This is a genomic window from Affinundibacterium nitidum (genome assembly GCF_014284155.1).
Lineage (GTDB): Bacteria > Pseudomonadota > Gammaproteobacteria > Burkholderiales > Burkholderiaceae_D > Undibacterium > Undibacterium nitidum.
On the sequence record NZ_JACOFZ010000002.1, the window covers coordinates 222480 to 242730 of the forward strand.

18 protein-coding genes are annotated in these 20251 nt (G+C 45.8%); 8 read left to right on the forward strand and 10 right to left on the reverse strand.

Going from position 1 to position 20251, the window contains the following annotated elements:
- Positions 1–45 precede the first annotated feature (45 nt).
- The gene (gene asd / locus H8K36_RS08495) at positions 46–885 is read left to right on the forward strand and encodes an archaetidylserine decarboxylase (RefSeq protein WP_186916075.1); all 840 of its coding nucleotides are present in this window, start codon (positions 46–48) and stop codon (positions 883–885) included.
- A gap of 283 nt (positions 886–1168) precedes the next feature.
- Positions 1169–1822 (forward strand): energy transducer TonB, encoded by a 654-nt coding sequence (locus H8K36_RS08500; protein WP_186916074.1) that lies wholly within the window; start codon positions 1169–1171, stop codon positions 1820–1822.
- An 86-nt stretch (positions 1823–1908) separates the two neighbouring features.
- Here the strand turns inward: H8K36_RS08500 and H8K36_RS08505 are convergent, their stop codons facing one another.
- Entirely contained in the window at positions 1909–2517 is a 609-nt protein-coding gene (locus tag H8K36_RS08505) for a glutathione S-transferase N-terminal domain-containing protein (RefSeq protein ID WP_186916073.1), read from the reverse strand.
- 365 nt (positions 2518–2882) lie between these two features.
- Between H8K36_RS08505 and purB the strand changes: the two genes are divergently transcribed.
- Positions 2883–4310 carry an adenylosuccinate lyase gene (purB, locus tag H8K36_RS08510; protein ID WP_186916072.1) on the forward strand — a complete coding sequence of 476 codons (1428 nt, stop codon included), beginning with the start codon at positions 2883–2885 and terminating at the stop codon, positions 4308–4310.
- A 196-nt stretch (positions 4311–4506) separates the two neighbouring features.
- Here purB and H8K36_RS08515 read toward each other — a convergent pair whose 3' ends face one another.
- The gene (locus tag H8K36_RS08515) at positions 4507–6345 is read right to left on the reverse strand and encodes a M4 family metallopeptidase (RefSeq protein WP_186916071.1); all 1839 of its coding nucleotides are present in this window, start codon (positions 6343–6345) and stop codon (positions 4507–4509) included.
- 708 nt (positions 6346–7053) lie between these two features.
- On the opposite strand from H8K36_RS08515, the gene H8K36_RS08520 reads away from it, so the two are divergent.
- The 4 genes from H8K36_RS08520 (at position 7054) to H8K36_RS08535 (ending at position 9323) form a co-directional block, all read left to right on the forward strand.
- A complete protein-coding gene (locus H8K36_RS08520) occupies positions 7054–7584 on the forward strand; it encodes a cytochrome b (RefSeq protein WP_186916070.1) in 531 nt (176 codons plus the stop codon).
- A 15-nt stretch (positions 7585–7599) separates the two neighbouring features.
- Positions 7600–8169: a YceI family protein gene (locus H8K36_RS08525; RefSeq protein WP_230404422.1), complete on the forward strand. Its 570-nt coding sequence runs from the start codon at positions 7600–7602 to the stop codon at positions 8167–8169.
- Positions 8170–8220: 51 nt separating this feature from the next.
- Complete coding sequence (locus tag H8K36_RS08530) at positions 8221–8790, forward strand: YceI family protein (RefSeq protein ID WP_186916069.1); 570 nt, start codon at positions 8221–8223, stop codon at positions 8788–8790.
- 137 nt (positions 8791–8927) lie between these two features.
- Complete coding sequence (locus H8K36_RS08535; RefSeq protein WP_186916068.1) at positions 8928–9323, forward strand: MarR family winged helix-turn-helix transcriptional regulator; 396 nt, start codon at positions 8928–8930, stop codon at positions 9321–9323.
- Between the two features lie 55 nt (positions 9324–9378).
- Here the strand turns inward: H8K36_RS08535 and secA are convergent, their stop codons facing one another.
- Both secA and H8K36_RS08545 read right to left on the reverse strand, forming a co-directional pair.
- Complete coding sequence (gene secA, locus H8K36_RS08540) at positions 9379–12141, reverse strand: preprotein translocase subunit SecA (RefSeq protein ID WP_186916067.1); 2763 nt, start codon at positions 12139–12141, stop codon at positions 9379–9381.
- A gap of 220 nt (positions 12142–12361) precedes the next feature.
- Positions 12362–13327 carry a M23 family metallopeptidase gene (locus tag H8K36_RS08545; protein WP_186916066.1) on the reverse strand — a complete coding sequence of 322 codons (966 nt, stop codon included), beginning with the start codon at positions 13325–13327 and terminating at the stop codon, positions 12362–12364.
- Between the two features lie 48 nt (positions 13328–13375).
- On the opposite strand from H8K36_RS08545, the gene H8K36_RS08550 reads away from it, so the two are divergent.
- Complete coding sequence (locus H8K36_RS08550; protein WP_186916065.1) at positions 13376–13873, forward strand: DciA family protein; 498 nt, start codon at positions 13376–13378, stop codon at positions 13871–13873.
- 47 nt (positions 13874–13920) lie between these two features.
- Here H8K36_RS08550 and lpxC read toward each other — a convergent pair whose 3' ends face one another.
- The 6 genes from lpxC to H8K36_RS08580 all read right to left on the reverse strand — a co-directional run bounded on the left by lpxC (position 13921) and on the right by H8K36_RS08580 (position 20161).
- Positions 13921–14856 carry a UDP-3-O-acyl-N-acetylglucosamine deacetylase gene (gene lpxC / locus H8K36_RS08555; protein ID WP_186916064.1) on the reverse strand — a complete coding sequence of 312 codons (936 nt, stop codon included), beginning with the start codon at positions 14854–14856 and terminating at the stop codon, positions 13921–13923.
- 127 nt (positions 14857–14983) lie between these two features.
- The gene (locus H8K36_RS08560) at positions 14984–15490 is read right to left on the reverse strand and encodes a peroxiredoxin (RefSeq protein ID WP_186916063.1); all 507 of its coding nucleotides are present in this window, start codon (positions 15488–15490) and stop codon (positions 14984–14986) included.
- A gap of 224 nt (positions 15491–15714) precedes the next feature.
- A complete protein-coding gene (gene ftsZ / locus H8K36_RS08565) occupies positions 15715–16908 on the reverse strand; it encodes a cell division protein FtsZ (RefSeq protein WP_186916313.1) in 1194 nt (397 codons plus the stop codon).
- A 180-nt stretch (positions 16909–17088) separates the two neighbouring features.
- Positions 17089–18321: a cell division protein FtsA gene (gene ftsA, locus H8K36_RS08570; protein ID WP_186916062.1), complete on the reverse strand. Its 1233-nt coding sequence runs from the start codon at positions 18319–18321 to the stop codon at positions 17089–17091.
- Between the two features lie 96 nt (positions 18322–18417).
- Positions 18418–19188: a cell division protein FtsQ/DivIB gene (locus tag H8K36_RS08575; protein ID WP_186916061.1), complete on the reverse strand. Its 771-nt coding sequence runs from the start codon at positions 19186–19188 to the stop codon at positions 18418–18420.
- Between the two features lie 25 nt (positions 19189–19213).
- A complete protein-coding gene (locus H8K36_RS08580; RefSeq protein WP_370587138.1) occupies positions 19214–20161 on the reverse strand; it encodes a D-alanine--D-alanine ligase in 948 nt (315 codons plus the stop codon).
- Between the last annotated feature and the right edge of the window lie 90 nt (positions 20162–20251).

Below are 20251 nucleotides of genomic sequence, written 5' to 3' on the forward strand. Positions count from 1 at the left end.
TGAACCGTTATAATCGCGAATCTTTTATTACATGATGAGCTTGCCGTGTCTGACCGCCTTGCCGTTTTGCCGCAGTATCTTTTACCTAAATATTTGCTGACCGCTTTTGCAGGTTTAGTTGCCAATGATCGGGGCGGTGCACGCACCACTAAGCTCATCAATTGGTTCGTCAAGAAATACAATGTAAATATGGCGGAAGCAGCGAACCCTGATACGGCAAGCTACGCCAGCTTTAACGAATTTTTCACTCGCCCGCTATGTGAAGGCGCCCGTCCGATTGCCGACACTGCCTACGTTTGTCCTGTCGATGGAGCAATCAGTGAATTTGGTCAAATCAATGCCGGACAAATCTTTCAGGCGAAAGGTCATGAATTTAGTGCCACCGCGCTTGTTGGCGGTGACGCCAGTCTCGCTGCAAAATATCACGACGGTCAATTTGCCAATATCTACCTGAGCCCACGCGATTATCACCGTATTCATATGCCTTGCGATGGCCGATTGAAACGCATGATCTATGTACCTGGCGAGTTATTTTCTGTGAACCCAACGACGGCGCGCGGCGTGCCTGGTTTATTTGCTCGTAATGAGCGTGTGGTCTGCGTGTTTGACTCCCCCGCGGGTGAGTTTGTGCTGGTACTAGTAGGTGCTACCATCGTCGGTAGCATGCAAACTGCATGGCACGGCATTGTCAATCCGCCTCGCACGAATCAAGTTCGTGAATGGACTTATACAGACCAACAGATTGAACTGAAGAAAGGCGAAGAAATGGGACGCTTTCTTCTGGGTTCAACAGTGGTGATGCTATTCCAAAAAGAAAGCATGCAATTTAATCCCTTATGGAAACCTGCTGGCGCCGTGCGCCTCGGTGAAGTAATGGGTAGCTGAGCTCTTTCTACCGCAAAAAAAGTGGATTTGAATCTAGAGACTCGAATCCATCCCCCCCCCCATTCCAATGCTCCCCCGCAATCGCACCAGCCTAGGAACCACGTCAGCATTGATCTTCTTCACAGCATTTCGTTTGTGAAATATCAATCTCCGAGGTTTGCACTGCACAAAATTCTTGCAGTCGCTTAAAAAATCGAGCATAATCTAAATACGAATTATTCTTATTTAGATTATTTGCATCGATTTGCGGAAACAGCGACTCGTTTAGCGGAGATTGGATATCATGCACTTTTCAACGGCACCTCAGTCACAAAGACAATTCGCAACAATTGCGATGATTGCTTTCGCTCACGTTGTGCTGCTCGCAGCCATCTTAGCTAATCCGATTTCCCGTCTCACCACTCAACCAAAGCAAACGATAGTGATGATGGTGCCGACCGCACAGCCGCCCGCCCAGGTTCCTCCCGCACAAAAGACTGAAAAACTCAGCAAACAAGAGAATATTGTTACGACTAACATGCCAACGGCTGTGGCGAGTAAAGCCGATAATCCAGATGCGATTCAAGTAGCGCCGGCGGTCAGTGAAATACCACCAGCGCCTAGCCATGTTCCAGTTACGGCAATGCCCAGTGTAGCGAAAGCAGAGCCAAGTGGCCCCAAAGTCATTAGTGCCGTTGAATACATTCAAGCACCACAAGCAGACTATCCGCCTATGGCCAAACGTATGGGCGAAGAAGGTCGTGTGGTGATGCAAGTGCTGGTGAACGACAAAGGCCGCGCGGAGAAAGTTGAAATCATCAAATCCTCGGGCTTCAATCGATTAGACGAATCTGCGAAAACAGCTTTAATGCGTGCGATTTTCAAGCCTTATGTTGAAGATGGAAAATCGGTGACCGTTCTTGCCACGGCAAGCATTAACTTCTCATTGCGAGGCTGATTCCGGCGATTATTGAGTGTTAGGGACGTAAAAAAAGCGTGTAGAGAAAAAATGGCTCTACACGCTTTCTTATTTGATGCAAAGGATCACTGTGGCACAGTATCCTTAAACGATTGGCGCTCACCCAATTTATCAAACAACTTCGCCAAATTCGGATATTCGTCGCGCCATTGTATTTCAGGGAAACGGAACGATAACCAGCCTAAACAACAGGCTACAGCGATATCTGCCAAGGTTAGGTGGTTACTCACGCAATAAGCAGACTCACCTAAGCCTAGAGACATCGCTTTCAAACCCGCATTCACTTTATCGAGTTGACGACCTATCCAAGCTTCGCTGCGGAACTCAGGCTCACGTTTCGTGCGTTCGACGAACACCATCACTGCTGCATCCAGAATACCGTCAGCTAATGCCTCCCAGTTTTTGACCTCAGCACGTTCACGACCATGTGGTGGAATCAATTTACCTACTGGGGTTAGCGTATCGAGATATTCAACGATAACGCGCGAATCAAACATGGCGCCACCGTCTTCCATCAACAAACAAGGAACTTTACCCAATGGGTTGGATTGCTGAATCGTCGTGTCTGCTGCCCAAACGTTTTCGAGAATTAATGCGTAGTCCAACTTCTTTTCCGCCATAACGACGCGGACTTTTCGCACATAAGGGCTGGCGAGGGAACCAATGAGTTTCATAAGCTATTCGATTGAACTGTTAGAAAAATGAATTAATAACAATTTCAGTGGGGGTTTCAATTAGGTGAAATTATAACATTGTCAGTCACATGCTTGGATCGAGAAGACCTTCAGATCCCAATCGACAGTCAACCATGACGAAAAAAGCGTATCAAGCCGTGTTAAAATACGAGCTTTCCGGCAAGTCGAATGAAAGAAATTACAGCCTTTTTGGGCGTAATTTGCGGTATTTCTTGGCGATTATGAATAGCCATACTTTCATGTTTGTGTGTTTTTCACCGCGAACTAAACAAATTCCGCTATTTCTCTAAACTGTTGTTTTTCTCTTGCCTGCAAGTTTCATCTTCACTTTACGGTCCACACCTATGTCACTTTCTACCCTATCTGCTCTTTCGCCATTGGATGGCCGCTACGCATCTAAGGTCGACGCTTTGCGCGCAACCTTATCTGAAGCGGGCTTTATGCATCATCGCGTCAAAGTTGAGATCTCATGGTTGCAAGCTCTTTCCCAAGCTGGCTTTAACGAGATCAAACCGTTTTCAGAAGCAGCGAATGCGTTACTAAATCGTATTGCGGCCGATTTTTCTGAAGAAGATGCAGCACGGATCAAGTCTATTGAAGCAGTTACCAACCATGACGTAAAAGCAGTTGAATATTGGTTGAAAGAATCCGTAGGTTTGGCACTACCAGATAGCTACGCGCATTTACCAAAACGTGACCTGAATATTGCATCTGAAATTACCCAAGAGCTCAAAGCGGCGGCGGAGTTTATTCACTTCGCTTGCACGTCAGAAGATATCAACAACACGTCCCACGGCATGATGTTAAAGACAGCACGTGACTCGGTCATGTTGCCGGCGTTAAACAAGCTCATCAATCGCCTGAAAGAAATCGCGATTGAGAATGCTGAAGTGCCTATGCTTTCGCGTACGCATGGTCAAACAGCAAGCCCAACGACTTTGGGCAAAGAGATGGCCAACGTGGTTGCTCGCCTGCAGCGCGCCGCACAACGAATTGCACAAGTCGAAATTTTGGGCAAAATGAATGGTGCGGTTGGTAACTACAATGCACATTTATCAGCTTATCCACAACATGATTGGGAAAGCTTTTCCAAGAATGTGATTGAACAACGTTTGGGTTTGACCTACAACCCTTACACAATTCAAATTGAACCGCACGATTATATGGCTGAAATGTTTGATGCCTTCGCTCGCGCCAACACGATTTTGCTCGATTTGAACCGTGATATTTGGGGTTATATTTCTGTTGGTTACTTCAAGCAAAAAACCAAAGCAGGCGAAATTGGCTCCTCGACCATGCCGCACAAAGTTAACCCAATTGATTTCGAAAACTCCGAAGGTAACTTGGGTTTAGCCAACTCCCTACTCAAGCACTTAGCAGAAAAATTACCTGTGTCACGTTGGCAGCGTGACCTCACTGATTCTACTGTCTTGCGTAATATCGGCGTTGCCCTCGGTTACACTTTATTGGCATACGACAGCTGCGTTCGTGGCCTGAATAAACTCGAAACTAATCACGCTCGCCTCGCTGAAGACTTAGACAATAGCTGGGAAGTGTTAGCGGAGCCTGTGCAAACAGTAATGCGTCGTTACGGCATCGAAAATCCGTACGAGCAACTCAAAGAATTGACCCGCGGCAAAGGTATTTCTAAAGAAGCCTTGCGTGAGTTCATCGCCAAACTGCAAATTCCGCAAGAAGCGAAAGATCACTTGATGGCAATGACCCCTGGTAACTACACGGGGATCGCAGCAAAATTGGCGAAAGCAATCTAGGTTTCGAGTTTAAGTCTCAGCTTTGAATATTGAGTTGAGACTCACAACAATACGTAAACCTAGGTCCCAATGAAAAAGCGGCAAATTCATCTCTGAATTTGCCGCTTTCTTTTTTCATCAACAATACGCTATGACACGCATTGTTTGACTTTGACGAACACAATATGAATTCATACTGTGCTCGTACCCTCCCTTTTTACTTCACTGTTGCATTGATCGTTGTTGAAGACACCGCAGCATAAGCACTTACCAAAATGTAGTAAGTATTAGCAGCTGGTGAAGTCACAGTGATCGTTTCAGTATTTGTAGAACCATCAGACTTCAATGTGTACGAAGTTGTTGTTGGAGCAGCGCCAGCTTTCAAGTAGATATCGCCGTCACCTGTACCGCCCGACAATTTCACTGTCAAGCTTGTTTTGCCTGCTGGAACAACAATGCTGTACAACTTAGTAGCACCTTTAGCCAATGTAATACCTGTTACTGTCACACCGCTTGTCAACGCTGTTGCAGCTGGTGGAGGCGTTGTACCAGAGCAGCTCACACCAACACCTGCGAATGCGGCAGTTACGTCTGCTACTGTATAACCACGTGCAGCAGCTGCTTTTTCAACGCCACATGCGCCAGCATTGAATGTGCTGCTTGCAGTCCAGTACAAACGGTTCGCATCAGCCATTACTTCAAATGCTTTACGTGTGTTCCAGCCGGCTTTCGTTGCTAACAAATAGAAAGCTTTGTTATACACGCCACTGGAATAGTGAACGTCTAAGCTGCTTGTGTACTTGCTTGCGTTGTCAATGGATGCACCATCCAATGGTGGGTTGTACATATAACGCAATGCGCCAGCTGCTTTGAAAATGTCTACACCAACTTTAAAATCGTTCGTGCCTGTGACATAGTACTTAGCAGCTTCACCAGCCATGTCGGAGAACGCTTCATTCATACCACCAGACATACCAGAGTAAACCAGGCCAGAGTTTTGCTCCGTGAAACCATGGCTAACTTCATGGCTAGTTACGTCCAAAGATACCAATGGATAGAACGTAGTTGCACCGTCACCATAGCTCATTGCTGAACCATCCCAGAATGCATTTTCGTAGTTTGTGCCGTAATGCACTTTCATGACCAATTTTTGGCTGATTGGACGCACACCCAACCACGCTTGGTACATATCGAATACTTTGTTACCGAAGTAGTGCGCGTCATTCATTGGAGAATAAGCGCCGTTGATTGTTTTTACAGTGTTACGTGGGCATGTGAAAGAATGCAATGTACCTGTACCAGATGTTGCACCGTTCATGTTGTAAGTATCAACATTAGTGCTGCTCAACTTACATGTAGAGCCACTCACCAATACGTCGAGGTAACCGTAACCAGCAGTTGTACCGTATTCACGTTGACCAGTTTTCGCATTACCGCCAGGACCTGTTCCTGTCAAAGAATGTGTAATGCCATCCCATTGTTGCAATACCGCGCCAGAATTCGCATCGATCAAGAATGATGGACGGCTTGGTTTGCCTGCATCATCAGCCAAGAAAGACACTTGATAAACCAAACGTGCTACGCCATTGTCATCTTGCTTAACGAACAATTTAGCTTGATCGTTGCTGGAACGGGAAACTTGTGCTTTGGATTTTGCCAAAGACAAAATTTGAGATGCGCTATATGTTGGCTTCACGCTTGGCAAATCTTGTGCCAAACCGGACAACATCGCACCACTCATTGTTGGTGTATTGTCGCTCGCGCCACGGTGCTCAATAACCGCTTCACCCCACACTGGAATGCCTTGGTGAAACTGTTGGTGACGAGTAATTGTTTTGCCGCCAGCATAAGCTTGTGAACGGACTTCTTTCAATTCATCGCTAGACAAACCGATATGCTGAGCTGCCGTTACGCGGCCGCCGATCGACATAATAGATGCACGTGCTGCACCGTTATTTTTTTCCAAATCCACACGGTCTGCAGCCATCGCGTTGCATGCACTGCCAACGAGAATTGACAACAATAACGGACGAACGATTACGTTTGATTTCTTCATTTTAGGCCTTTACATATAATTATTAAGAGTTTGATAACTCAATTTGATGGCGCCTCGTAATGGATGGTTACGATTAACCCCCTCCCAACAGCGATAAAACTTAACTCGGTTTCAATTGATTAAAAATTAAAATCTGTATTTTTTATCACTTCACTACAACCTCTGTGTGACTAGAATATGACATGCGTTTCGCAAAAAATGAATCGGAAATTTGGTTTTTTGTGAAAAAAAATGAAGATTTTGTTGTTCTTTGCATTTTTACGACAAAAGTGTATTGAAAATGCAACTGGTATCAAAAGCAATTAATTTCCCAGTTACAAATTTATTGCAAGAATTAGAGAAAAACGGTGTTTTTTTCTAAAAAGACTAGAACCAACCCTCTAAAATTGAATTTTCTTCGACAAATTTCCAAAAATATCTACATTTGTCTCAATTTGTATCAATATAAAATACAAGTGGTATTATCGTCAAAGAAATTGATTTTGATTGTTTTTTTTCATTTTATTACCCAAAAAGCTTGTCGAAATTAAACTTTAAATTACACTTTTAACATGACTAAATTTCACCCTGCTTTCCCCTCAAATAGCAGCACAAACGGGCCTTCAAGAAGCTTAGAAACTTTGACAGAATTTTGAATATTTTCTGCGCAACTTCATTTTTTTTGCTATATTAGTTCTAGTTCGAACTAATTTCCTTGGAGCTTCTGGTATGCAAAAATATTCAGGCATTAGTATTTTCTTGCATTGGTTGATCGCGATCCTCATTGTTGCGGCGTTCGCGCTAGGTACCTACATGACAGAAATGCGCATTAGCCCAGCCAAATTACAGTACTACGCTTGGCATAAGTGGCTGGGGGTCACGGTACTGGGCTTGGTGGCGATTCGTTTGCTGGTGCGTTTGTGGAAAGGTGCGCCTGCATATCAAGCATCACTCAAGCCTTGGGAGAAGAATCTGGCGACAGCCACCCATCTGTTTTTATACTTTTTAATGTTCGCAGTGCCAATTTCTGGTTACTTGTATTCCTATGCGGCAGGCTTTCCAGTTGTCTACCTCGGTATCGTGCAATTGCCAGCATTGATTCCGCCCATGCCGGAACTCAAAGATTCGTTCAAAGAAGTACATGAAATTCTGACGACTATCATGGCAATCTTGGTTGCAATGCATTTCGCAGCAGCATTGAAACATAAACTCATCGATAAAGATGGAACCCTAGAGCGCATGCTTCCAGGTAAAAACTAAAGATAAGGAATGAATATGAATTTTCAAATGAAAAATTTTCTGCGTCTCAGCAGTGCTACTTTATTGAGCATCACAACGGGGCTGGTATTTGCGGGAAGCCTCAAACTCGACAATGCCAAAAGTAGCCTGCAAATCACCTTCAAGCAAATGGAAGTACCAGTCCAGGCAAGTTTCAAGCGCTATGCGGTGATTATTGATCTCAACGAAAAACAAATCGAGCAGTCGAAAGCTCAAGTTGAAATCGATATGAATAGCTTAGAATTGCCCGCGCCCGAGTACAACAAAGAGGTGCAAAAGAAAGAATGGTTTAACGCCGCACAATTCCCCAAAGCGACTTTCACTTCAACAGCCATGAAGCTTATTGCACCTGGCAAGCTTCAAGTGAGCGGAAATCTGACCATCAAAGGCAAAGTTGTCGCGACCAGTTTTCCTTTAAGCTACAAAGCAGATGGAACTGGACAATTGTTTGAAGGTAGTTTGCCGATTAAGCGCCTTGCCTTTGGTATCGGTGATGGCGAATGGAAAGACACCAGCATGGTCGCTGATGAAGTTGTAATTAAATTTAAAGTAGTCACCACGAAGTAACACCCTTTTATTGTGAGCATCGTTCACATCTTTTAACTTAGGAGTCAAAACATGAAATTATCTCGTTTCTTCGCAATCGCCTTGTTCGCTGTTGCAGCACCAAGCTTCGCACAAACATACAAAATCGACCCAACTCACACATTCCCAAGTTTTGAAGCTGACCATAAAGGTATTTCTTTCTGGCGCGGCAAATTCACGAAAACAAGTGGCACTGTGACTTTGGATCGTGCAGCGAAATCCGGTTCGATCAATATTGAAATCGCTGCGGATTCCATCGACTTTGGCATGGATAAAATGAATGGCCATGCTAAAAGCAAAGATATGTTCAATGTAGAGCAATTCCCAACAATTAAATACAAAAGCACCGCTTTGAAATTTGATGGCGACAAATTGGTTGCAGTTGAAGGTGAGCTGACGATGTTGGGCGTGACGAAGCCAGTGAATTTGACGATCAACAAATTCAAATGCATCCAAGATGCAATGACAAAACGCGAAATCTGCGGTGCAGATGCGAGCGCGGAATTCAAACGCACAGACTTCGGTTTGAACTACGCGATTGCTTATGGTTTCGCACCAGAAGTGAAATTGGCGATCCAAGTAGAAGCAGCTAAAGTCGACTAAATCATATCGATTGATTCGAACTAGTCAATTCATTTAGTTGATTAGTGAGGTGGTCGAACAATTCGACCACCTCTCCAACACTCTCCAATATGTTAGAGAAACGATACTTGCGCAGCATCCGACTCCTCTCAGAATGCATGCAACTGTTCGAAAAAGGGTCATCCAAGCGCGTACGCGCGATGGGCTTCACTGATTCTCAATTCGACATTATTGCCACTTTAGGCAACACCCCCGGCATGACATGCAAAGACTTAGGTGATAAGACTCTAATCACCAAAGGTACCCTCACAGGTGTGCTCGATCGCCTTGAGGCTAAAGGCCTGATCCAACGTGAGCGTGGTGAAGACCGCAGACAATTGTGGGTGAAACTTACTCCAGCCGGAGAAGAGAGCTTTGCCAAAGCCTTTCCTATAGTCGTGACTGGTGGCAGACAAGTCTTTGAAGACTACCAAACTGAAGATTTCGACGCTTTAGAAACACAACTTCAAAAACTGAAAGCCACCCTGGCGAAATCCTTAGAACAAGAGCCATAAAAAAAGCGGCACGTTTTCACGTACCGCTTTTCTCAAATTTATTAATTGCGCAGGCTTAAGCTAACTTGCCGTGGCATTGCTTGAACTTTTTACCACTGCCGCAAGGACACATATCATTGCGTCCTACCTTCCAGCCTGATTCCACATAAGCCTGAGAGTCGTCCGTCGCTACTGGATTCGGTGCCAACATTTCTTCAGGAGATGCATTAGCATCAAAATCAGCATGTTGATAATGGACATTCTCGACTTGAGATTGCGCCAATTGCTGTTCCGCTGCTTCGATCTCTTCACGAGATTGAATACGAACTGTAACGATAATGCGCACCACTTCGTTTTTGATCATATCCAACATTTGACCAAATAACTCGAAAGCCTCACGCTTGTACTCTTGCTTAGGATTCTTTTGCGCATAACCACGCAAATGGATACCTTGACGCAAATGATCCAAGGCAGCCAAATGTTCACGCCAATGGCTATCAATACTTTGCAGCATCACACTACGTTCGAAACCTGCAAAAGATTCCTTACCGACCAAATCTACTTTCGCATCGTAATTGGCTTTTGCAGCAGCAACTACACGCTCAAGGATGTCCGCATCTGTCAGGTTTTGCTCGGTTTCCAGCAAGCCAGTTAAATTGATATCGAGTGCCCACTCAGCAGCTAAGTGTGTTTGCAAACCTTTCAAATCCCATTGCTCTTCCACTGATTCGTCAGGCACATACATGCGCACCAAATCATGGAACATACCATCACGCAAAGATGCCATCATCTCAGACATGTCATGCGCTTCCAGTAACTCATTACGTTGCTGGTAGATGACTTTACGCTGATCATTAGCAACGTCATCATATTCGAGCAATTGCTTACGAATATCGAAGTTACGTGCCTCAACTTTACGCTGTGCAGATTCAATAGAACGGCTTACGATACCCGCTTCGATTGGTTCACCTTCTGGCATTTTCAAGCGGTCCATGATCGCACGAACACGATCACCGGCGAAAATGCGCAACAAAGCATCATCCAAGGACAAGTAGAAACGTGAAGAGCCTGGATCGCCTTGGCGACCGGAACGACCGCGCAACTGATTATCAACGCGACGGGATTCATGACGCTCTGTACCAACGATGTGCAAACCACCCGCTGCTACTACTTGATCATGCAATGACTGCCATTCATCACGCAATTGTTTTGCTTGCGCTTGTTTCTCAGCATCGGATAGAGTCGCCGATTCTTCGATTAATTGTACTTGCTTGGCGACGTTACCACCGAGGACGATATCAGTACCGCGCCCCGCCATATTGGTTGCGATCGTAATGCCTTTTGGACGACCTGCTTGCGCAATAATTTCGGCTTCACGTGCATGCTGCTTCGCATTCAACACGTTATGCGGCAACTTCGCTTTTTCCAAAATACTGGACAACAATTCTGAATTTTCGATCGATGTCGTACCAACCAAGACTGGTTGACCGCGTTCATAACAATCCTGAATATCCTTCAGCATCGCACCGTACTTTTCTTCCGATGACTTATAGACTTGATCTTGGCGATCTTTGCGTTGTGATGGCCTATTTGGCGGAATAACCACTGTTTCCAAGCCATAGATTTCTTGGAATTCGTAAGCTTCAGTATCTGCCGTACCAGTCATACCCGACAAGCGAGCATACATACGGAAATAATTTTGGAACGTGATCGACGCCAAAGTTTGGTTTTCGTTTTGAATACGAACACCTTCTTTTGCTTCGACTGCTTGATGCAAGCCATCTGACCAACGACGTCCTGTCATCATACGACCAGTAAATTCATCGACAATCACGATTTCATCGTTCAACACCACATAGTGTTGGTCTTTAAAATACAAAGCATGCGCGCGCAGAGCAGCGTACAAGTGATGTACCAAGGAGATATTAGCTGCATCGTACAAAGACGCGCCCTCTGGCAACAAGCCCATCTGTGTCAAGATACGTTCAGCCTTGTCGTGACCAGCTTCAGTCAACAACACTTGGTGCGATTTTTCGTCTTTAGTGTAGTCACCTGGTACTTCAACCACTCCTTTGCCGTCTGGCGTTTCTTCACCGATTTGCAAAGTTAAGAGCTTGGGTACTTCGTTTATCTTGTAATACAACTCTGTATGGTTTTCCGCTTGGCCGGAGATGATCAACGGCGTACGCGCCTCATCGATCAAAATCGAGTCGACTTCATCAACGACCGCGAAATTCAAGGAACGTTGTACACGGTCTTTAGCTTCGTACACCATGTTGTCACGCAAATAGTCGAAACCAAATTCGTTATTGGTACCGTAAGTGACATCGGATGAGTAGGCAGTCTGCTTCGCATCGTGCTCAAGTTGCGACAAGTTAACGCCTGTCGTCAAACCCAACCAGCCATACAATTGCCCCATTTGTTCGGCATCGCGCTGAGCCAAATAGTCATTGACCGTAACAACGTGTACGCCCTTACCTGATAATGCATTCAAGTAAATCGGCAAAGTCGCCATCAAGGTTTTACCTTCCCCTGTGCCCATTTCGGCGATTTTGCCGAAGTGCAAAGCCATACCGCCCATCATCTGAACGTCAAAATGGCGCATTTTCAGCACACGTTTACTTGCTTCGCGACAAACAGCAAATGCCTCAGGCAAAATGGCGTCAAGCGTCTCGCCCTTGCTAATACGCTCTTTAAACTCTGGTGTTTTAGCCTTCAGTTGCTCATCAGTCAGTGCTTCCAACTTTGGCTCTAAGGCGTTAATTTCACGCACTATCTTTTGGTATTGTTTCAAGAGCCGCTGATTACGACTACCGAATATTTTGGTCAGGAATGACATGCTTATGTGTTGGTGATGAGTAAGGTTCTAAAACACTGCGTCAACTGAACGCAGCAAATATGACTAACTTTTAATTTTAACATGACACCACCCCATTTCTGGAAAAATGGAAGGGCGACAGAAGAGATCAGAGTGGATTTGGTGCCGAAAAAGACAATTTCAAGGCTGGCTTGAGGGTGTTTTTCGACGATCTGAATAAAAAATTACTATTTAGAAATAATTATTTAACTAAAGCTGCGATTTTCGAAACATCCGCACCTTCGTTCCCTGCGTTCAAGAACTTATGTGGGTTTTGTGGAATACCTTTGATACGCACTTCAAAATGCAAATGCGCTCCGGTCGAACGCCCTGTCGAACCAATATCTGCAATTCGCTGTCCACGTTTAACAATATCACCGACCTTGGCATACAAACGCGAAGCATGTGCGTAACGCGTCATCATATCGCCACCATGATCAATCTCTAGCATATTGCCGAACTCTGGATGGTATTCAGCGGCAATCACCACACCACCGGCCGCTGCAACGATTGGCGTGCCAGTAGGCGCAGAGAAATCAAGACCTTCATGGAAGGCCGTACGTCCTGAGAATGGGTCGATACGGCGTCCAAAAGTCGAAGCGTTATAGCCAACGTTAACAGGAACGACAGTTGGCAATAATTTTGCTTGTAATTTAAAACTCATTAACTTTGACTCGACCACATTCAGATAGTCTGAGCGGTACCCCACATCTCGCGCCATCACATCAAGGGACTGTTGAAAATCATTCAAACTCAAGTCTGGCTTAATCACAGGCACTTCAACACCGCCACGTCCTGGCGGCTCTTTGAAATTAAACTCTTCTGGTTTGACACCCGCTAAGCCTTGCACACGCTCACCTAAAGCATCAAGACGGATCAGTTGTGCTTGCATTTCGCCCAACTTCGCAGCCATCGCTGCTAGGTTTTCTTTGAGATATTTATCGTTGGTCGTGACGGTCGCCACTCCACCTGGCATCAAGGATTCGGGCATCAGAGCTTTTGCCAACTTAGAATCGTTGGCCGCAAGACGTGCGGTCACAGACATCAAGGCCACCGCACACAGAACAGATACAACAAAAAACACTAGCAGAAAGCTAATCAAATGCTTGGACGACAGCGTCACCGACTTGGCTTGCGTCAAGCGAGAATGCATAATAATTACTTGCATTAAAGATGCCTCCGTGACCAATAAAGATAGCTGTGGTAATGTGCTGCTATGCAATCACCTCAACAACCTTATCGATTAAATATTAAGCGTGGCAAGAAACCTGCAAGTGCGCCTGGCATTTCTAGTTTCTTACAACAGAGCGATAAACTATCGCCGCTTTTGCCTACAGTGAAGCGAAACATTTCGCTTCAAAAAGAATGTGAAAGCTTTCTTCCACCCATATTTGGCCACTGCGAAGTACTAAATCTACATGAAGATCAACTTGTACTCTCCGCACCAAATGCGGCCATCGCCAGCAAATTAAAGCAACAACTGCCGAAATTACTAGCCCATTTGCAACATCGAGGCTGGCAGATTAACGCAATCAGAATCAAAGTACAAGTCAAAAAGACAGTTGAAAAACAACAAGCTGTCAAACAAGCACTACTTACTCCGTCCGCACTAAATGCCTTTAAGACACTAGAGGATAGCTTGGAGACAACACCTCAAAACGAGGCGCTAAAGGCTGCTTTAGCTCGGATGTTGAGTAGAAATGGTGTGAAATGAAAGCCTTTGGACGCAGTTTACTGGCCAAGAAAATCGGAAGCTTTACTCTAATTTAAAGCCCATTCACGCTGATCTAAATGAGAATAGGAAATTGGCGCATTTGCAATTTCGTCAAAACTAACGATCTCGTAGGCATCTGGTTGTGACAGCAATACCCGTAATAATTGGTTATTCAGACCATGACCAGATTTGTGCGCAGTATAACTTGCCAAAAATGGATGTCCGATTAAATACAAATCGCCAATCGCGTCCAAGATTTTGTGTCGCACGAACTCATCATCAAAGCGCAAGCCGTCGGCATTCAAAATGCGATACTCGTCCATCACGATAGCGTTTTCGAGCGATCCGCCACGCGCCAAACCGATGCCGCGTAGCATTTCTACGTCTTGCATGAACCCAAACGTGCGGGCACGTGCGACATCTTTTACGTAAGACACTTTTTCGAAATCAACTACCGCAGTTTGTGCGGTGCCATCAACCGCTGGATGATTGAACTCAATAAAGAAACTGAGCTTAAAACCATCATAAGGTTCCAGGCGCGCCCACTTTTCAGACTTGCCGCTTCCTTCGCGGATTTCCACCGGTTTTAACACTCGGATAAATTTCTTGGCGGCCTCTTGCTCTTGCAGACCGCCTTGCTGGATGAGATAAACAAAAGACGATGCAGAACCATCCATAATAGGAATTTCTTCCGCACTGACATCAATAAACAAGTTATCGATGCCTAGGCCCGCACACGCTGAAAGCAAATGCTCCACCGTTGACACTTTGGCTCCATCCTTAGTTAAGGTGGAGGCCATTTTCGTATCGCCGATGTTGAGTGCGGTCGCTGGAAAAACGACAGGCGGCGTCAAATCAACGCGTGTAAAAACAATACCTGTATCCACAGGCGCTGGTTTTAGGGTAAGCGTCACCTTAGTGCCAGAGTGAACTCCAACACCAATGGTCTTAACCTCTTGTTTAATCGTTCTTTGTTTTAGCATTCCGAGATTATAAACGTCGATCTGGTTTTACGCACAAGGACACTTGTAACATTGCGCTTTTCATAGCATTTCTGATAGCAAAAAAGCGCACCCGAATGAGTGCGCTTTTGCTGGTGGAACGAGGAGCTTAAGCTAATTGTGCCAACATCGTTTCTGCATTGGACACCGCAAATGCACCACCCTCTTCAACATTCAGGTGTTTTACCACGCCATCGACAACCACCATAGAGTAGCGTTGTGAGCGTGTGCCCATACCAAATTTACTGAAATCAGCATCGAGGCCGAGGGCTTTGCTGAAAGCTGCATTGCCGTCTGCCATCATACGTACGATGCCAGTGGCTTTTTGATCGCGACCCCATGCACCCATCACAAACGCATCATTAACGGAAACACACCAAATTTCATCTACACCCTTTGCTTTCAAAGCAGCCGCATGTTCGACATAGCCTGGAACGTGTTTGGCAGAGCAAGTTGGAGTGTAAGCACCTGGCAGACCGAAAATGGCGATGGTTTTGCCTTTGGCAAGATCGGCAACATTAAAAGTATTCGGGCCTAAAGAGCAGCCTTCTGTTTCGACTTCGATAAATTCTGCAAGGCTAGCTGCTGGCAATGTGTCACCGATCTTAATGGTCATAATGAACTCCCTAAAGTAAACTGAATTAGCTAAATGAACTTTTGTGAACTACCAAATTCCTGCCCGCCTCAATTGAGAATTCTCGGGCGAACCGCAAGTATGCCTGAAACAAAATTTTCCTGCAGAAAGCAAAACGCCAACCTCTCGGTTGGCGTTTTTAACTTCTTTTTTTATCCACCAAACGCTCAAGTTTAAAACTTAGCGAAGGCGATCTTATTTCAAGATTAGTCTGCTTGTTTGCGTAAGAAAGCAGGAATGTCATACGTTTCCATACCATTCTTCTCTAATGCACGTACTTGTTCAGTTGCAGAGTGACGCCATACTGCTGGCTTAGTCAAAGTATCGAAGCCTGCACTTGCACTCGTCGTCGTTTTCGCAGCAGATGCAGCAACTGGTGTTGCCATCATCATAGGCTCGTCGTGAGTACCTGTGCGCAGCATTGGTGTTTGCACCAACTGGATATTTTTCTTGCCACGGCCCAAACCTGTTGCGACTACTGTTACACGGATATCGTCGCCCATGCTCTCATCGTAAGCGATACCTTGTGCAATCGATGCATCTGGAGCAGCGAAAGCGCGAACGGCAGCCATGACTTCTTTAATTTCTTTACCTTTGAGACTGCGGCTTGCAGTGACGTTCACCAACACACCACGTGCGCCAGACAAATCAATGCCATCCAACAATGGAGATGCCACTGCTTGTTCTGCAGCGATACGTGCACGATCAACACCAGAAGCCGTTGCCGTACCCATCATTGCTTTACCTTGTTCGCCCATAATCGTCTTCACGTCATTAAAGTCGACGTTGATATGACCAGGAACGTTGATGATTTCAGCGATACCAGCTACAGCGTTGTTGAGAACGTTGTCAGCGTGGCCCAGCCATTCGATCATGCTGTCATCTTCGTAAATCTCTTCAAGTTTTTCGTTGAGGATGATGATCAGAGAATCGACATGCTTGGATAAAGCATCGAGACCTTCGTCAGCGATGTCCATGCATTTCTTACCTTCGTAAGAGAATGGTTTGGAAACCACAGCGACTGTCAAAGCACCTTGCTCTTTGGCGATTTGCGCAACTACGGGAGCAGCGCCAGTACCTGTACCACCACCCATACCAGCAGCGATAAATACCATGTGCGCGCCGCGTAATGCATCTTCAATACGTGAACGTGAATCTTCTGCAAGCTGACGACCTACTTCAGGTTTCATCCCTGCGCCCAAACCAGTTTCACCGATTTGAATCACATTGTGTGCATTAGATTGCGCCAGCGCTTGTGCATCGGTGTTAGCAGCGATGAACTCTACGCCAGAAACACCTTTGTTAATCATGTGCTGAACCGCGTTACCACCTGCTCCACCGACACCAACGACTTTGATCACTGTGCCTTGTGTAGCGTTATCGACCATATCGAACTCCATCATGAATCCCCCATTAGGCAGATTTCAGTCGCTAACCCTCACCCGATGTGACGTCTAGCGAATAAAAACTGTAGTAAACACCATTATAAAATGATTACCGCAAAAAATTGTGAAAAATCTGCGGTAAATCGCCTCATTTCGTCTCGAAAACAAACAATTTTTTTCAAAAAAATGCGTAAATCAGAAATTCCCTTGAAACCACTCCTTCATACGCTGCCAAACTGCGCTCGCCGACCCTGCTTGACGCGTCACAATATGACCTCGCATGTACTGCTTTTTTGCCTCCAACAACAAACCCAACACGGTCGCATAACGCGGGCTACGCACCACGTCTGCCAACTGTCCTGAATACACGGGCATGCCTAAACGCGCAGGTTTCAGGAAAATATCTTCAGCCATCTCCACCATACCTTGCATGGTGGATGAACCACCGGTTAACACGATGCCTGAAGAAAGGACATCTTCGTAACCGGACTCACGAACCACTTGATGAACCAAGGCGAATAATTCTTCAACGCGTGGTTCGATCACAGCAGCCAAAGCTTGGCGCGACAAAGAACGTGGGCCACGATCGCCGAGACCAGGCACTTCGAGCGTATCTGCAGGATCGGCCAGCACCTGTTTCGCCACGCCAAAACGTAGCTTGATTTCCTCCGCTTCGGAAGTCGGTGTGCGCAATGCCATCGCAATATCATTGGTAATTTGATCGCCAGCGATTGGAATCACCGCTGTATGGCGAATCGAACCTTCGCTAAACACAGCCACATCAGTGGTACCACCACCGATATCGATCAAGACCACGCCTAATTCTTTTTCGTCGTTGGTAAGCACAGCGTCGGCTGATGCCATGGGTTGCAAAATCAAATCAGAAACTTCGAGACCACAACGACGCACACATTTAACGATGTTTTGGACCGCCGACACGGCACCTGTCACAATATGAACTTTCACCTCTAAGCGAATACCACTCATACCGATTGGCTCGCGCACATCGTCTTGACTATCGACGATAAATTCCTGCGGCAAGGTGTGCAGCAACTGCTGATCTGTTGGAATATTGACTGCCTTCGCCGTCTCAATCACTCGCGATACGTCCATCGCGGTAACTTCTTTGTCTTTAATCGCCACCATGCCGCTGGAATTAAAGCTACGGATATGACTACCGGCAATACCAGTGTAGACAGTGCGAATCTTGCAATCAGCCATCAACTCGGCTTCTTCAAGCGCTCGTTGTATTGATTCCACCGTGGCCTCAATATTGACCACCACACCTTTTTTCAGCCCCTTTGATTCGTGCTGACCCAAGCCGATCACTTCATGACGGCCGTCTGGCATGACTTCTGCCACTACCGCAACGATCTTAGAGGTGCCGATATCGAGACCGACGATCAGGTTTTTTGCGTCTTTTGTCATATCATTCCACTTACTATTTTATTGAAACGTTTTGCGTTTTATCGTCTACCAAAATACTGTTCTTACTCACTTGAATCTATCACTCGCTACTCAAATTCAAGGCTTCTTGACTACTGCTGCTGGCTTACTTGTCTTACTCGTTTTGAGCGCTAAACCATTGGGATAGCGCATATCTACACTCACAATCTTGTCGCCTAAACGTGTCGTCAACTGTGGATAAACCCGTAACAACTGATCGACCCTTTTCTTCAAACTATTCGCGTCCTGCAATCGACCAAGCTCGATATGCAAGCCACCATCAAGTTGCACACTCCACGCATAACGACTGGAATACTGCACCGCTTCTGGCTTCAACTCCAATGCGGAGAACCAATCTTTAAACAAACGATACTGTTGCAATACTTCTTTCTCACTTCCATCCGGACCACTTAGGCTGATCAATTGGACGTCATCTTCGGCCTCAGCCAAGTTGGCCGTGAACACATCACCCAAGACTGAAATCAGCCTTCCATCTTCGCCCCAAGTGCCGAGGACTTCATGTTCTTCGATCTGCACTAACAAGCGATTCGGCCAAACTCGCTGCACGCTCGCTTTTCTGACCCAAGGAACTGATTCAAATGCCACCTTTACTTGATCGAGATTCGTGGTGAAGAAGTTTCCTTGTATTCTGGGAATCGCTTGATCACGAATCGTCAACGCATTCACGTGACGTAAATCTTTGTTCTGTTTTCCTTCTACTCTTACCGCACTTAACTCAAATACAGGACGATGGATTACCCACCACACTGCAGAACCCAATACAGCAGCCAAGACGAAACTAAACAAAACATTTGCCGTCGCGTTGAGAAGTTTTACGTCATGCCACATACAGAGATCTTATTTTCACCAAAACTTATTGCGAATCCGAAACAATCTTCAAACGCGCTGTTTTCAAGATCTCTACACACACATCTTCATAACTCATGCCTGCCGCGCGTGCCGCCATCGGTACTAAAGAGTGCCCTGTCATTCCTGGCGAAGTATTAATTTCAATCAGGAATGGCTTGTTATCACGCGCACGCACCAAAACGTCGATACGAGCCCAACCTTCGCAACCGACTGCACGATAAGCTTCCACACACATCGCTTGAATCTCTTTAGTCAAATCCGCGTCAATCGGTGCTGGGCACAAATATTTAGTGTCATCGGTAAAGTACTTATTTTGATAATCGTAATTTCCGTCCGGCGCCACGATTTCAATTAAAGGCAACGCGTAAGCATCAGCACCACGACCTAAGACAGCAACCGTCAATTCACGACCTTGAATAAACTCTTCCGCCAATACTTCTTCATCAAACTTGGCCGCCAATGCGTAAGCTGTATCAATCTCAGCTGCCGCTTTGACTTTAGTGATGCCTATCGTAGAGCCTTCATGTGGCGGTTTAACGATCAAGGGTAGGCCAAGTTGCTCGGTCACTTTTTGCAAATCTGTCTTAGCATCCAGTACTGCATAGGCTGGCGTCGTGAGGCCGTGATATAGCCAGATTTTCTTACTAAAAATTTTATCCATCGCGATCGAGGAAGCCATTACGCCGCTACCGGTGTAAGGAATACCAAGCTGTTCAAGCGCTCCTTGCAAACTACCGTCTTCACCGTAACGACCGTGCAAGGCAATGAATACTCGATCGAATTTTTCCGCGGCCAATTCAGCCAAACTACGTTCAGCAGGATCAAATGGATGCGCATCAATGCCGCGACTACGCAGAGCATTCAATACACCGGTGCCAGACATGATGGAAACTTCCCGTTCCGCGGACCGTCCACCAAACAAAACACCAACTTTACCCATCGCTTCTTTCATATACATTTTCCTATCTGTATTTTGTACTTCTTCGCTTTTTTGCTATTTTTATTGGCTTACTTACGCACCCACTTACTGACTCAATTGGTT

Bases quoted from the DNA above. Each gene is read 5' to 3' on its own strand.
- H8K36_RS08500 (WP_186916074.1), top strand. From the start codon at position 1,169: ATGCACTTTTCAACGGCACCTCAGTCACAAAGACAATTCGCAACAATT.
- H8K36_RS08505 (WP_186916073.1), bottom strand. From the start codon at position 2,517: ATGAAACTCATTGGTTCCCTCGCCAGCCCTTATGTGCGAAAAGTCCGC.
- purB (WP_186916072.1), top strand. From the start codon at position 2,883: ATGTCACTTTCTACCCTATCTGCTCTTTCGCCATTGGATGGCCGCTAC.
- H8K36_RS08515 (WP_186916071.1), bottom strand. From the start codon at position 6,345: ATGAAGAAATCAAACGTAATCGTTCGTCCGTTATTGTTGTCAATTCTC.
- H8K36_RS08520 (WP_186916070.1), top strand. From the start codon at position 7,054: ATGCAAAAATATTCAGGCATTAGTATTTTCTTGCATTGGTTGATCGCG.
- H8K36_RS08525 (WP_230404422.1), top strand. From the start codon at position 7,600: ATGAATTTTCAAATGAAAAATTTTCTGCGTCTCAGCAGTGCTACTTTA.
- H8K36_RS08530 (WP_186916069.1), top strand. From the start codon at position 8,221: ATGAAATTATCTCGTTTCTTCGCAATCGCCTTGTTCGCTGTTGCAGCA.
- H8K36_RS08535 (WP_186916068.1), top strand. From the start codon at position 8,928: ATGCAACTGTTCGAAAAAGGGTCATCCAAGCGCGTACGCGCGATGGGC.
- secA (WP_186916067.1), bottom strand. From the start codon at position 12,141: ATGTCATTCCTGACCAAAATATTCGGTAGTCGTAATCAGCGGCTCTTG.
- H8K36_RS08545 (WP_186916066.1), bottom strand. From the start codon at position 13,327: ATGCAAGTAATTATTATGCATTCTCGCTTGACGCAAGCCAAGTCGGTG.
- H8K36_RS08550 (WP_186916065.1), top strand. From the start codon at position 13,376: ATGCAATCACCTCAACAACCTTATCGATTAAATATTAAGCGTGGCAAG.
- lpxC (WP_186916064.1), bottom strand. From the start codon at position 14,856: ATGCTAAAACAAAGAACGATTAAACAAGAGGTTAAGACCATTGGTGTT.
- H8K36_RS08560 (WP_186916063.1), bottom strand. From the start codon at position 15,490: ATGACCATTAAGATCGGTGACACATTGCCAGCAGCTAGCCTTGCAGAA.
- ftsZ (WP_186916313.1), bottom strand. From the start codon at position 16,908: ATGGAGTTCGATATGGTCGATAACGCTACACAAGGCACAGTGATCAAA.
- ftsA (WP_186916062.1), bottom strand. From the start codon at position 18,321: ATGACAAAAGACGCAAAAAACCTGATCGTCGGTCTCGATATCGGCACC.
- H8K36_RS08575 (WP_186916061.1), bottom strand. From the start codon at position 19,188: ATGTGGCATGACGTAAAACTTCTCAACGCGACGGCAAATGTTTTGTTT.
- H8K36_RS08580 (WP_370587138.1), bottom strand. From the start codon at position 20,161: ATGAAAGAAGCGATGGGTAAAGTTGGTGTTTTGTTTGGTGGACGGTCC.